General features: G+C 61.3%; 11 protein-coding genes. All 11 read left to right on the top strand.

The features are described from left to right. The first annotated feature begins 1 nt into the window (after position 1). The 11 genes from ACFOJ9_RS34265 (at position 2) to ACFOJ9_RS34315 (ending at position 14291) form a co-directional block, all read left to right on the top strand. On the top strand, positions 2 to 868 hold the full coding sequence (locus ACFOJ9_RS34265; protein WP_378988241.1) for an ABC transporter permease: 867 nt from the start codon (positions 2 to 4) through the stop codon (positions 866 to 868). Beyond that, on the top strand, positions 865 to 1785 hold the full coding sequence (locus ACFOJ9_RS34270; RefSeq protein ID WP_378985899.1) for an ABC transporter permease: 921 nt from the start codon (positions 865 to 867) through the stop codon (positions 1783 to 1785). Before ACFOJ9_RS34265 ends, ACFOJ9_RS34270 begins: the two co-directional genes overlap by 4 nt. Before the next feature lie 82 nt (positions 1786 to 1867). Beyond that, positions 1868 to 3511, top strand: coding sequence for an ABC transporter substrate-binding protein (locus ACFOJ9_RS34275; RefSeq protein ID WP_378985901.1), 1644 nt, complete (start codon positions 1868 to 1870; stop codon positions 3509 to 3511). Further along, on the top strand, positions 3501 to 4445 hold the full coding sequence (locus ACFOJ9_RS34280; RefSeq protein ID WP_378985903.1) for an acetamidase/formamidase family protein: 945 nt from the start codon (positions 3501 to 3503) through the stop codon (positions 4443 to 4445). Before ACFOJ9_RS34275 ends, ACFOJ9_RS34280 begins: the two co-directional genes overlap by 11 nt. 136 nt (positions 4446 to 4581) lie before the next feature. After that, positions 4582 to 6345 (top strand): ABC transporter ATP-binding protein, encoded by a 1764-nt coding sequence (locus ACFOJ9_RS34285; RefSeq protein ID WP_378985905.1) that lies wholly within the window; start codon positions 4582 to 4584, stop codon positions 6343 to 6345. A gap of 266 nt (positions 6346 to 6611) precedes the next feature. Further along, positions 6612 to 7820, top strand: a complete 1209-nt coding sequence (locus ACFOJ9_RS34290; protein WP_378985907.1) for an ABC transporter substrate-binding protein — start codon at positions 6612 to 6614, stop codon at positions 7818 to 7820. Positions 7821 to 7832: 12 nt separating this feature from the next. Beyond that, complete coding sequence (locus ACFOJ9_RS34295) at positions 7833 to 8612, top strand: ABC transporter ATP-binding protein (protein ID WP_378985909.1); 780 nt, start codon at positions 7833 to 7835, stop codon at positions 8610 to 8612. Next, on the top strand, positions 8605 to 9315 hold the full coding sequence (locus ACFOJ9_RS34300; protein ID WP_378985911.1) for an ABC transporter ATP-binding protein: 711 nt from the start codon (positions 8605 to 8607) through the stop codon (positions 9313 to 9315). The genes ACFOJ9_RS34295 and ACFOJ9_RS34300 overlap by 8 nt, the downstream gene beginning before the upstream one ends. A 7-nt stretch (positions 9316 to 9322) precedes the next feature. Next, positions 9323 to 10210: a branched-chain amino acid ABC transporter permease gene (locus tag ACFOJ9_RS34305; protein WP_378985914.1), complete on the top strand. Its 888-nt coding sequence runs from the start codon at positions 9323 to 9325 to the stop codon at positions 10208 to 10210. 43 nt (positions 10211 to 10253) lie between these two features. After that, positions 10254 to 11225: a branched-chain amino acid ABC transporter permease gene (locus ACFOJ9_RS34310; RefSeq protein WP_378985918.1), complete on the top strand. Its 972-nt coding sequence runs from the start codon at positions 10254 to 10256 to the stop codon at positions 11223 to 11225. A gap of 993 nt (positions 11226 to 12218) precedes the next feature. After that, positions 12219 to 14291 carry a hypothetical protein gene (locus ACFOJ9_RS34315; protein ID WP_378985921.1) on the top strand — a complete coding sequence of 691 codons (2073 nt, stop codon included), beginning with the start codon at positions 12219 to 12221 and terminating at the stop codon, positions 14289 to 14291. Positions 14292 to 14413: the final 122 nt, after the last annotated feature.

A 14413-nucleotide genomic window follows, 5' to 3' on the forward strand; every position in this document is an offset into this window, starting at 1 on the left:
CATGCCGGTCAAGCCGCGCGCCGGCGTCTGGCGCCGGCTGGTCAGGCGCCGTCTGGCGCTGCTGGGGCTGGTGATCGTCGCCATCGTCGTTGCCGGTGCCGTGCTGGCGCCATGGCTGACCGGCTATGACCCCAACGAGCAGATGTTCGACGGCCTGACCATCGATGGCTCGCCCTTGCCGCCGGATGCAAAATTCTGGCTGGGCACCGACCTGCTTGGCCGCGACCTGTTGACCCGTATCCTCTACGGCGCCCGCACCTCGCTGATCATCGGCATCGTTGCCAATGGCGTCGCGCTTCTGATCGGCACGCTGGTCGGCGTTGTTGCCGGCTATTTCCGAGGCTGGATCGGCAGCGCGCTGATGCGCTTCACAGATCTGATGATGGCGTTTCCCGCACTCCTGCTCGCCATTTGCCTGGCGGCGGTGTTCGAGCCCAGCCTGTGGATCGTCGCTATGGTCATCGCGCTGGTCAACTGGGTGCAGACCGCGCGCGTCATCTACACCGAGACCAGCTCGCTGGCCGAACGTGAGTTCATCGACGCCGAACGCACCATCGGCGCCGGCGCACCGCGCATCCTGTTTCGCCACATCCTGCCGCATCTGCTGCCCACCATCATCGTCTGGGGCACGCTCGGAATCTCGACCACGGTGCTGCTGGAGGCGACGCTCTCCTTCCTCGGCATCGGCGTGCAGCCGCCGACGGCGTCCTGGGGCAACATCATCTTCGAGAACCAGACCTACTTCCAGGCCGCACCCTGGCTGGTGTTCTTCCCCGGTGCGGCGATCCTGGCGCTGGCGCTGGCCTTCAACCTGATCGGCGACGCGCTGCGCGACATCCTCGATCCAACGCAAAGGGGGCGGGCATGATCGCCTATCTCGGCCGCCGCCTGATCCAGTCGCTGCTCATCCTGCTCGGCGTCTCGCTGATCACCTTCGCGCTGCTCTATCTCTTGCCGGCCGATCCGGTGCGCCAGATTGCCGGCCGCAGCGCCACGCCGCAGACGGTCGAGAACATCCGCCAGCAGCTCGGTCTCGACCAACCCTTCGTCGTCCAGTACTGGCGCTATCTGGTGAAGCTCATCAGCGGCGATCTCGGCCGCTCCTACATCCAGCGCTCCGAGGTCACCGAGCTGATCGTCTCGCGGCTGCCTGCCAGCCTGCTATTGATGGTCGGCGCCATCCTGTGCGAGCTGCTGCTCGGCCTGAGCATGGGCCTGATCGCCGCGGTCAGGCGCGGCACCGCCACCGATCAGACGCTGATGGTCGCCTCCTTCGTCGGCGTCTCCGCGCCGCAATTCGTCGTCGGCCTGCTGCTACTCTACGTCTTCGCGGTGCGGCTCAGCTGGTTTCCGATCGGCGGCTACGGCACCTGGCGCCATCTGGTGCTGCCGTCGCTGACCATGGGCATCCTCGGCGCCGGCTGGTACGCCCGCATGATGCGCTCGTCGATGATCGACGTACTGCGCCAGGATTACGTGCGCACCGCACGCGCCAAGGGTCTGGCGCGACGCGCCATCCTGTTCCGCCATGCCTTGCCCAACGCCATCCTGCCGGTCATCGCCATGATCGGCATCGACATCGGCATCTTCATGGGTGGCATCGTCGTCGTCGAAAGCGTGTTCGGTTGGCCCGGCATCGGCCAGCTGGCCTGGCAGGCCATCCAGCGCGTCGACATCCCGATCATCATGGGCGTCACCCTGGTATCGGCCTTCGCCATCGTGCTTGGCAACCTGCTGGCCGACATCATCGCGCCCTTCATCGATCCCCGAATTAAACTCAGGTGAGCATCAAGCTCAGATGACAACCCAGACCTGAGAGAAAACAATATGACATGACTGAAACCAAACAGAGAAAGGGAACATAAAAATGAAAAATTTTCTCGCATCCACAGTCGCAGTGTCGGCGCTGGCGCTGATGCTCAGCATGACAAGTGTTCGCGCCGAAGACGCCGTCGATCCGAACGCCAAACAGGGCGGCGCCATCACCATCACCTACAAGGATGATGTCGCCACGCTCGATCCGGCGATCGGCTATGACTGGCAGAACTGGTCGATGATCAAGAGCCTGTTCGACGGGCTGATGGACTACGAACCGGGCACCACCAACCTGAAGCCCGACCTTGCCGAAAGCTATGAGATCGCGCCCGACGGCAAGACCTTCACCTTCAAGCTGCGCCATGGCGTGAAATTCCACAACGGCCGCGAGATGACGGCCGACGACGTGAAATATTCGCTCGACCGCGTCACCAATCCGAAGACCCAGAGTCCCGGCGCCGGTTTCTTCGGCTCGATCAAGGGCTATGACGATGTCGCCGCCGGCAAGGCCGAGAGCCTCTCGGGCGTCACCGTCGTCGATCCCTACACGGTCAAGTTCGAACTGACCCGCCCCGATGCCACCTTCCTGCATGTCATGGCCATCAACTTCTCGCATGTCGTGCCGAAGGAAGAGGTCGAGAAATACGGCGCCGATTTCGGCAAGCATCCGGTCGGCACCGGCGCCTTCAAGCTCGCCGAGTGGACACTCGGCCAGCGCATCGTCTTCGAGCGCAATGCGGACTACTGGCACAAGGGCCTGCCGCATCTGGACAAGATCACCTTCGAGATCGGCCAGGAGCCGATCGTGGCGCTGCTGCGCCTGCAGAAGGGCGAGATCGACGTGCCCGGCGACGGCATTCCGCCGGCAAAATTCCAGGAGGTGATGGCCGATCCCGAGCAGAAGGCGCGCGTCGTCGAAGGCGGCCAGCTGCACACCGGCTACGTCACCATGAACACCACCATGGCGCCGTTCGACAATGTGAAGGTGCGCCAGGCCGTCAACATGGCGATCAACAAGGCGCGCATCATCCAGATCATCAACGGCCGCGCCGTGCCGGCCAACCAGCCGCTGCCGCCGTCGATGCCGGGCTACGACAAGGAATACAAGGGCTACGCTTACGACGTCGCCAAGGCCAAGGCGCTGCTCGCCGAAGCCGGCCATCCTGATGGCTTCGACACGCAATTGTTCGCCATGAACACCGATCCCAACCCGCGCATCGCCCAGGCGATCCAGCAGGATCTGGCGGCCATCGGCATCAAGGCCAGCATCCAGTCGCTGGCCCAGGCCAATGTCATCGCCGCCGGCGGCGACAAGGCCGGTGCGCCGATGATCTGGTCGGGCGGCATGGCCTGGATCGCCGACTTCCCCGATCCGTCGAACTTCTACGGTCCGATCCTCGGTTGCGCCGGTGCGGTGCCGGGCGGCTGGAACTGGTCGTGGTACTGCAACAAGGATCTCGACGCCAAGGCGGCCGAGGCCGATTCGGTGGTCGATCCGGCCAAGGCAGGCGAGCGCGACAAGATGTGGAGCGCCATCTATGACAAGGTGATGGAGGACGCGCCTTGGGCGCCGGTCTTCAACGAGCAGCGCTTCACCATGAAATCGGCGCGCATGGGCGGCGCCGACAACCTCTATGTCGACCCGGTCCATATCCCGATCAACTACGACAATGTGTACGTAAAAGATGTGCAATAACTGCGACTATACCATCCACGGGCGTCATCATCATTTCGGCTGGGACAATTCGTTTGCCCCGGTCGAGCGGGTGGCGCCCGGCTCGACCATCGAGTTCCAGTGCCTCGATGCCGGCGGCGGTCAGCTGAGGCCCGACAGCACCGTTGCCGACGTCGCCAAGCTCGATTTCGCCATGGTCAATCCGGTTACCGGACCGATCTTCGTCGAGGGTGCCGAGCCTGGTGACGCGCTGAAGGTGACGATCGAGCTGTTCAAACCGTCCGGCTTCGGCTGGACGGCGAACATTCCGGGGTTTGGGTTGCTCGCCGACGACTTCAAGGAACCGGCGCTGAACATCTGGAAATATGATGCCGCCTCGCTCGAGCCGGCGCTGTTCGGCAAAAACGCCCGCGTTCCGCTGAAACCCTTCGCCGGCACCATCGGCAACGCGCCGGCCGAAAAGGGCCACCACTCGGTGGTGCCGCCACGGCGCGTCGGTGGCAATCTCGACATCCGCGATCTCGCCGCCGGCACCACACTCTATCTTCCGGTGGAAGTGGCGGGCGCGCTGTTTTCGGTCGGCGACACCCATGCCGCGCAAGGTGACGGCGAGGTCTGTGGTACGGCGATCGAAAGCCCGATGGATGTCGTGCTCAAGCTCGATCTGGTCAAGGACGCCAGGTTGAAGACGCCGCGCTTCACCACGTCGGGTCCGGTGACGCGCCATCTCGACGCCAAGGGCTATGAGGTGACGACCGGCATCGGTCCGGACCTGATGGCCGGCGCCAGGGAGGCCGTAGCGCAGATGGTCGACCTGCTCGCCGGCCGTTACAAGATCGATCCGGTCGAAGCCTACATGCTGGCCTCGGTGTGCGGAGATCTCCGCATCAGCGAGATCGTCGACATGCCGAACTGGGTGGTGTCGTTCTACTTCCCACGCTGCGTGTTTGAATGACTGGAGGTCGGCGCCGCACCCCCACCCCGCTGCTTCGCAGCGACCCTCCCCACAAGGGGGAGGGTAAAACGCTGCCGCCCTACCTCCCCCTTGTGGGGAGGTCGGACCGAAGGTCCGGGTGGGGGTTGCGCCTGCGATGATCAGCGAAACAAAACCCATCCTCCACATCGCCAATCTCTCCGTCAGCGTGCGCGGCGAGGACGGCGAGCGCGAGGTCGTCTCCGACCTGTCGCTGACGCTTTCGCGCGGCGAGACGCTCTGCATCGCCGGCGAATCCGGTTCCGGCAAGTCGATGACGGCGCTGGCCATCATGCAATTGCTGCCGCAGCCTGCCGCCCGCATATCGTCGGGTAAGATCCGTCTCGGCGATACCGATCTGGTTGATCTCGACGAGCGCCGGATGCGCCGCATTCGCGGCGACCGTATCGCCATGATCTTCCAGGAGCCGATGACCTCGCTCAACCCGGTTCTGTCGATCGGCCGGCAACTGACCGAGTCCATCGAGGCGCATACCAGCCTGTCACAGAGCGAGGCCCGCCAGCGCGCCATCGAGGCGCTGAAGGCGGTGCGCATTTCGGAAGCCGAAAGCCGGCTAAGGCAATTTCCGCACGAGCTCTCTGGCGGCATGCGCCAGCGGGTGATGATCGCCATGGCGCTGGCGCTTGAGCCGGACGTGCTGATCGCCGACGAGCCGACGACGGCGCTCGACGTCACTGTGCAAGGCGAAGTGCTTGAGCTGCTGCGCGACCTGCAGCGCCAGCACGGCACCAGCGTCATCCTGATCACTCACGACATGGGCGTCGTCGCCGAAATGGCCGACCGCGTCATCGTCATGCGGCATGGCCGCATGGTCGAAGCGGGAAGAACGTCAGACATTTTCGCCCGGCCGCAAGCCGAGTACACGCGCGAGCTGCTCGCTGCCGTGCCGCGCATGGGCAGTGGCGTCGGCCGCCAGAAATCCAGGGATGTCGAGACGGCAACGCCGGCCAATGTCGCTGAGGTCAAGGATCTACATGTCCGCTTCGACCTGCATGGCGGCTTCTTCGGCCGGGTCACCCGTCGTGTCCATGCCGTCGAAGGCGTCAGCTTTTCGATCGCGCCCAACGAGACGCTGGCGCTGGTCGGCGAATCCGGTTGCGGCAAGTCGACCACCGCCAAGGCACTGGCCGGACTGGTGCCGTACAGCGGCGACATCGTCATTGGCGGGCGCAATCTGTCGGGGCTCGGCCGCGACGAGCGCAAGGCGGTGCGCCGCGACGTGCAGATGATTTTCCAGGACCCCTATGCCTCGCTCGACCCACGCATGCGCGTCGGCGACCTCGTCGCGGAGCCGCTGCTGATCCATGGCATCGCCTCGAAGGAAGAGCGCAGCCAGCGTGTGGCGGGCTTGTTCGAGCGCGTCGGCCTGTCGGCCGACCAGATGGAGCTCTATCCGCATGAATTCTCCGGCGGCCAGCGCCAGCGCGTCTGCATCGCGCGTGCTCTTGCGCTGCGGCCGAAGCTGATCATCGCCGACGAAAGCGTCTCGGCGCTCGACGTCTCGGTGCAGGCGCGCGTGCTCGATCTGTTGAAGGAATTGCAACGCGAATTCGGCGTCGCCTATCTCTTCATCTCGCACGACATGGCTGTGGTCGAGAACATCTCCGACCGCGTCGCCGTCATGTATCTCGGCCAGATCGTCGAGATGGGCACGCGCGACCAGGTCTTTTCCAACCCGCGCCATCCCTACACCAGGCGGCTGATCGAAGCCGTTCCGGTGCCCGATCCGGGCAAGCGCAGAAGCCGCTTCGCCCGCCTCGACCAGGAGATCCCGAGCGCCACCCGCGGGATCGGCGAGGCGCCGCTGAAACTGGCGCTGAGGGATGTCGGCAACGGCCATCTCGTTGCCGCCGAGGGCTGAGGCGGTTACCGGTCCGGCGGAGAGCACACCGCAGCCGCGCCGGGACTCCGGTAGCGCAAGACGGCCACCGTGCCGCCGGAGCGGTTCACATATTTGTGTTCCATCTCCGGGCTTAGGGCCGGAATTATGCCGCCAAAGCGCGTCGCTTCGGCCATGAAATCCGTAATGGCCTCTTGCCGATCATGCTCATCTTCCTCATGTTCGTCTTGCCGATGATCGATCGTGGAGGGCCGGTCGGCTTCATCGTGATGGGAGGAAGTTAGACAATGAAGCTATCCTATTTCGTTTCGGCCGCCCTTCTTGCCGCGGCTGTAGTTCCCGCCTCAGCCGCCGAGATTTCCGACGGCAAGGTCAAGATCGGCATCCTCAATGACCAGTCGGGCGTCTACGCCGATTTCGGCGGCAAGTGGTCGGTCGAGGCAGCCAAGATGGCGGTCGAGGATTTCGGCGGCAAGGTGCAGGGAGCGCCGATCGAGGTCATCAGCGCCGACCACCAGAACAAGCCGGACATTGCCTCCAACATTGCGCGGCAGTGGTATGACACCGAACAGGTCGATGCCATCATGGAACTGACGACCTCTTCGGTGGCGCTCGCCGTCCAGGGGATTTCCAAGGAAAAGAAGAAGATCGATATCGTTACCGGTGCGGCGACCACGGAGCTGACCGGCAAACAGTGCTCGCCCTACGGCTTCCACTGGGCCTATGACACCCACTCGCAGGCAGTGGGAACCGGCGGCTCTCTGGTGCAGCAGGGTGGCGACAGCTGGTTCTTCGTCACCGTCGACTATGCATTCGGCTATTCGCTGAAGGAGCAGACCGCCAAGTTCGTCGACAGTCACGGCGGCAAGGTGCTGGGCGAAGTGCGTTATCCCCTCGGGGCGACCGATTATTCGTCCTTCCTGCTGCAGGCGCAATCGTCGGGCGCCAAGGTCATCGGGCTGGCGAATGCCGGCCTCGATACCTCCAACTCCATCAAGCAGGCGGCCGAATTCGGCATCGTGCAGGGCGGTCAGCGTCTTGCGGCGCTTCTCTTCACGCTGGCCGAGGTGCATGGGCTGGGCCTTCAGGCAGCGCAAGGCGTTGTGCTGACCGAGGGCTTTTACTGGGATCGCGATGACAAGAGCCGCGAATTCGCGCTGCGCTTTTTCAAGCGCACCAACCGCATGCCGAACATGATCCAGGTCGCCACCTACTCGGCGGTAACGCAATATCTGAAAGCGATCGACAAGGCTGGCACCGACGAGACCGAAGCCGTCGCCAAGCAATTGCATTCGATGCCGGTGAACGACGTTTTTACGGCCAACGGCAAGGTGCAGGCGGACGGCAACATGGTCCACGACATGTATCTCTATCAGGTCAAATCGCCGGCCGAGAGCACCAAGGAGTGGGACTACTACAAATACCTCGCCACCATTCCCGGCAACGAGGCCTTCCTGAGCGAGAAGGAAAGCGGCTGTCCGACAGCCGGCCAGTGATCGGCACGGCCCATGGCGCCGACTGACCTGGACACGAACGAGCCGCGGGTGGTGCTTTCCGCCCGCGGGTTGCGGCGTGACTTTGCCGGCTTCGTCGCCGTCAAGAGTGTCGATCTCGATGTCCGCCACGGCAACATCCACGCACTGATCGGCCCCAACGGCGCCGGCAAGACGACCGTCTTCAATCTGCTCACCAAGTTCCTGGCGCCGACCAGCGGCAGGATCGAGTTGCTTGGCCACGACATCACCCGCATGGCGCCGGCCAGGGTCGCGCGGATGGGTCTGGTGCGCTCGTTCCAGATATCGGCTATTTTTCCGCACCTCAGCGTGCTCGACAATGTGCGTGTCGCGCTGCAGCGGCCGGGCGGGCTCAGCGTTCAGTTCTGGCGCTCCCTGGCGGCGCTCGATCGGCTGACGCCGCGCGCCGAGGAATTGCTGCGCTCGGTCGGTCTCGACGACGCCAGGAACAGGCTCGCGGGCGATCTTTCCTATGGCAGGAAACGCGTGCTCGAGATCGCCACCACCCTGGCGCTCGATCCGAAAGTGCTGCTGCTGGACGAGCCGATGGCCGGCATGGGGCACGAGGACGTGGCCACGGTTTCCGACCTGATCCGTTCGGTGGCCAAGGATCGCGCCGTGCTGATGGTCGAGCACAATCTGACTGTCGTGGCCGACCTTTGCGACTGGATAACGGTCATGCAGCGCGGCGAGGTCCTTGCCGCCGGCGATTACGCCACGGTCAGCCGCGACGAGCGCGTGAAGGTCGCCTATATGGGCACCGCCGATGACTAGTGCTGCACCTCTCCTTACGGTGGCTGGTCTCAACGCCTGGTATGGCGAGAGCCATGCACTGCACGGCGTCGATCTGGAGGTGTTTGTCGGCGAGACGGTCACGCTGCTGGGCCGCAACGGCGTCGGCAAGACGACGACGCTGCGCGCCATCATGGGGCTGATCCGCAAGCGAACCGGCCGGATCGCTTGCGACGGCGCGGATTTGATGCGGCTGCCGCTGCACCGCACCGCCCATCAAGGCATCGGCTTCGTGCCGGAGGAACGTGGCATCTTCGCGACGCTGACCGTCGACGAGAATCTGGTGCTGCCACCGGTCGTTGCCGAGGGCGGCATGAGCGTCGAGGAGATATTCGATCTCTTCCCCAATCTGAAGGAGCGGCGCAACAGTCCCGGCACGAGGCTGTCGGGCGGCGAACAGCAGATGCTGGCGATCGCGCGCATGTTGAGAACAGGCGTGAAAATGCTGCTTCTCGACGAGCCGACGGAGGGCCTCGCCCCCGTCATCGTACAGCGCATCGGCGAGTTGCTGGCGACGTTGAAAAAGCGCGGCATGACGATCCTGCTGGTCGAGCAGAATTTCCGCTTCGCCAGCCGTGTCGCCGATCGCTTCTATCTGATGGAGCACGGCAAGGTGGTGGCAGGGTTTCCGGTCGGCGACCTGCCGGACCGCATGACGCAGCTCCACGAAGTCCTAGGTGTATGATGGCGCCATGACGATGATCTTCGGAATCCCGGTTCAGGCTTTGCTCGGTCAGTTGCTGGTCGGGCTGATCAACGGCTCTTTCTACGCCATGCTGAGCCTGGGCCTGGCCGTCATATTCGGCCTGCTGCGCGTCATCAATTTCGCCCATGGCGCCCAGTATATGCTCGGCGCCTTCGTCGGCTATCTGCTTCTCACGCATCTCGGCATCGGCTATTGGCCCGCCTTGATCCTTGCGCCGCTGATCGTCGGTATCTTTGGCATCGTGGTCGAGCGCCTGGCGCTGTCGAGGCTGTACGACCTCGATCCGCTCTACGGCTTGCTCTTCACCTTCGGCCTCGCGCTCGTGCTCGAAGGCATCTTCCGCTATTATTACGGCGTGTCGGGAAACCCCTATGCCGTGCCGCCGCTGCTTGCCGGCGGCACCAATCTCGGCTTCATGTTCCTGCCCAACTATCGCGGCTGGGTGGTGGTCGCCTCGCTGATCGTCTGCTTCGGAACCTGGGCGCTGATCGAGAAGACCAGGCTGGGGTCCTATCTGCGCGCCGCAACCGAGAACCCCCGTCTCGTCCAGGCTTTCGGCGTCAACGTGCCGTTGCTGCTGACGCTGACCTACGGCCTGGGCTCCGCCCTTGCCGGGCTTGCCGGAATTCTGGCAGCACCAATCTATCAGGTGAGCCCGCTGATGGGATCGGATCTCATCATCGTCGTCTTCGCCGTGGTAGTGGTCGGCGGAATGGGATCGATCCTCGGCGCGATCGTCACCGGCTACATGCTTGGCCTTGCCGAGGGCCTGACCAAGGTCTTCTACCCCGAGGCCTCCAACCTCGTGGTCTTCGTCATCATGGCCATCGTGCTTCTGGTTCGGCCGGCCGGCCTGTTCGGAAGGGACGCCTGACATGTCGGAAGGGACATCTGAGATGTCGGAAGGGACATCTGACATGGCCGAACTGACGCTTCGCGAAACCCAAGCCAGGACCTCGGCACGGCTTGAATGGACGCTGGTCGGGCTCGGCATCGCGGCGCTGCTGGTGGCGCCTTTCCTAGTCTATCCGATCTTCCTGATGAAAATGCTGTGTTTCGCGCTGTTTGCCTGCGCGTTCAATCTCCTGCTTGGCTACACCGGGCTCCTGTCGTTCGGCCACGCCACCTTCTTTGGCGGCGCCGCCTATTTCACCGCGCATGCCGTCAAGGTCTGGGGCTGGCCGCCGGAAGCGGGCATCCTGCTCGGCATGGCGGGTGCGGCCCTGCTTGGCCTTGTCATGGGCTTTTTCGCCATTCGCCGGCAAGGCATCTATTTCGCCATGATCACGCTGGCGCTGTCGCAGATGTTCTTCTTCTTCTGCGTGCAGGCGCCCTTCACCGAAGGCGAGGACGGCATTCAGGGCGTGCCGCGCGGCATGCTGCTTGGCGTCCTCGACGTGAATGTGTCGCTGAACATGTATTATTTCGTGCTGGCGGTGTTCCTGATCGGCGTCTTCGCCATCTGGCGCATTGTCAATTCGCCCTTCGGCATGATCCTGCGCTCGATCCGGGAAAACGAGAACCGCGCCATTTCGCTTGGCTATTCCGTCGCCAACTACAAGCTGGGCGCCTTCGTCATGTCGGCGGCGCTGGCCGGGCTGGCCGGCTCGCTCAAGGCGATCGTTTTCCAGTTCGCCACGCTCACCGACGTTACCTGGCAGATGTCGGGCGAGGTGATCCTGATGACGCTTCTCGGCGGCATCGGCACCATGGTCGGGCCGATCATCGGCGCCAGCCTGGTCATCGGCCTGGAAAACACCCTTGCCACATCTGGCTTTCCGGTGACCATCGCCACCGGGCTGATCTTCATGGTGTGTGTGCTGATCTTCCGGCGCGGCATTGTCGGCGAATTTTATGCGCGGATTTTCGGGCGGGCGGGAAAGGACTGATCAACTCTAGGTCGAAATTCGGATTTTACACCGACCACGGTTAGAACGTTTTCCTAATGCCCCATATCGGTTGGTTTTCATGTTGCAGAGCATTGGTAGTGGAACTAAATTTATTGATGTAAACAATAATGGGACAGTCACGGAGGGTTGTCATTTGGCACGCGCTCCGGCTTTCGATTCGGCGAAAGCATGAGCTAAATATCTTCGAAGCTGGGCGACGATTGGGCGCCCTGTATTTCAACTTCTCTGCTGTCCGGTTTCCGTGGTCGTGTTGGGTCCTTGGCGGTTCGCGAAACTTATCGATTTGGCTCGTCTCTTTATCGGGCAAGATCAAAGGTTCTTTGCTTGCTGGGTTGCAGCGCTGGACCGAGTTCAGTGGCGATATCTAAGAAAAAAACTAGAACTAAAAAGCACGCGCCCAACCTCCGGTTCAAATTTTTTTCCGAAGATATCGACTCCACTCCCAGAACATCGTACATTTTATTAAAGTAGTTGCAAAAAACGCGCAACTTTCGAGGTGATGGGGGCAGCACCTAAGATTTCTTGGTCTTTTCCGCTGCATGAGGCGATAGATAGCCTTGCGCTCATGCTTGGCCATGCGGACAAGCAAGCAATCTTTGGCCTAGGGGATCGATCAGATGTGGATAAAGAATCTTAGTTTTTTTGTCGCGTGCGGATTACTGTTTACCGTTCCTGCTTTTGCCCGGGAAGGCGCTCTGCCGCAGCTTCCAAATTGCGATCTCAATACGAATATTGAGATGAGATTCAAGTGCCTGAACGACAACATCTCGAAGCTCAATCGAGCGCTCGCCGAAATGAACAAGCTTAGATCCGTAACAATTAAGTCAAACGACGGAGAGCAGAAGTGCATAAACAACGACAGAAATGTTGGTGTACATCTAACTTCTTGCGATGATTCGAACGCTTGGACGCTTGTTCCGAACTAGGTCAAGAATCTTACCGTGTGTGAGTCTGGGGGGGGGAATTCGATACATGAATACGTTAACCAATCGGTCTTGCCGCGCATTTTTGCTCGCGTGCTTGATTTCGCTTTCTCTGGTTTCGACGGTTGAGGTCTCCAAGGCTGGGTGGAATCCCCTAAAGGACATCGGCAATGCTGTCGGATCTGTCGCTCGGGGTATAGGCGGAATATTCGGCCAGGGACTGGCCGGCTTCGCTGGCCCAACAGTAACCGAGACCGCCAACACATTCCAGCGCGTAGCCAATGAAACCCTCCTCAGAGTCGAAGGGACGGGCGGGCGGCTGATCGATAAATTAGTCAAAGATGCGAATGTCGCCGCCGAAGCGAGGATTGTGCAGGTTTCGGCCGTACTTACCGCGCAAATCGAGGATGTGGACGTTAGAATTCGCGAACACATTGCGAAGGTTGACGAGGTTATTACTACGAAACTTGGTTCCGCCGATATCATTGCGACGCGACAAATCAACAACTTCGAGATCGCTGCGATGAATGTAGTGCGCTACGCAAGCCTGGTGATGCTTATAAGCGTTGCCTTGGCGATTCTGTTCTATGTAGCTGCGTCAAGATGGAGGCCCGACATGAACGTAGCCAAATTGGGGCCCGGGCTTGTGTACGGCGTTGCGCTTTTGGGCCTCTTCTCCGGAATTGCAGCGCTATCGACGTCGATATTGCGCCCTCCTTCCGACGAAAAGTTGAATCTGATCGGATCGCAGCTGGTCAAATCCTATGGCGACTCCGTTCATTCAGGCGACCTCGACAGTGCTGTTTACTTTGCCTCCCAGTACAGCTCTTTGGATGCAACCGCGCTGGCACCTAGGTTCCTCGTCCAGTTCGCCGACCTCCAACGCGATCTGTTGAGACGAAGCGCGCTTTTCACATCGGAAAGCGGCACCCGGGAACTTGTTGCACGCGTATCGCAGATTGCCAGAACCTGGGAGACGGTGTCTTCGGAAGGTAATCTTCCCGAAGCTATCGCATTTCTGAAGTATGAGGTGCCGGCGACCGCTTCGATGATCGCGTGGCAGAACGCATCCACGGTCGATGCTCAGCAGAAGGCAGGCTGTATGGCCGCCGGCGCTCTTGCGGAGTACAAGTTGCAGGTCACTGATCAACAACGGCAGATCGAACAGGCTTCTGGATATGTCTGGCTGGCCGCTTCATATGTAAATTGGCTTACCAAGACAGATCCTAGCTGGAACATTAACCGGATTGCTACGGCATGTTCGAGGAGCGTGGAACAAGAGATTGGACCCGACGGATGGATACAGACCGCCTCCGAGGTTGCGAAGAACTTCATTGGGCGGCCTAGCGACGCACCGCCGTCGATCGCACCAGTCTTCATGTACAACGTCGAGAGTGCCGCATTCTACCGGGATGTCGTCGTTCAGTATTCGAACGCTGCCGTTGGAGATACGCAGTATCGCGCATACGAAACCGTCGAACAGATTCAAGCCTCTAAGGCAATCAGGGACAGTGCCGCCGAAGCAATTGTAGCGACTTGGCGGAAGTACGCAGAGAAAATATCGAAGATACCGGACCTTGCCGGCCGGGATATTTTGTTGAGTTCGAGCGGTTTGCCTTTAGGTATGGTTGCCCGGGCTGCCCTCATCAAGACGACTGAAAGACCGGCTGTAGACCCGGCCAACCCGACCGTGGTGCCTCCGGCGCCGGACCGCGTTGCTCTTCTCGATCTGGCGGCGTGCACGAGTTTGTATGCGGACATTAAGGTTCTGTTTGCCGAGACGGTTTTCGAGACCCTTTGCGTAAATCAGCAGGCAGTTGATGAGAAAATGAGGGCGTTTGAGGCGGATCTGCAAACGGCGTTTGCGAGCAAGACTCAAATCCGGCAGCAACTGCTAGTCTTGCGGGACAAATACATTAGCGAAGGAACGGACCTGCTCTCTCTGACCACTAACCTCTCTAGTTGCATTGTCGGCGACAACACTCTCAGCGTGTGGAAGCCTTGCACTGAGCAGTCGAACCAGATCCCGGTCCGACTTCTGGACTGGCTGGCGCACCCCGACTCCGTAGGCGATGAAGTGGCTCTGCCGATGGCAGCAACCCGTGTGGCGATGGTTCGTTAAGGTGGTGACGCGCCGTCACTTCCTAGGTTTTGTGACGCTGGCATTGTGCTCAGTCTCAAGCCCTATCGCTTACGCAGCACCCTATCTGTGCAAAAATGTCGGAATGGAGTGGGAATGGTTTA

The sequence above is a fragment of the Mesorhizobium cantuariense genome (genome assembly GCF_042647205.1).
GTDB lineage: Bacteria > Pseudomonadota > Alphaproteobacteria > Rhizobiales > Rhizobiaceae > Mesorhizobium > Mesorhizobium cantuariense.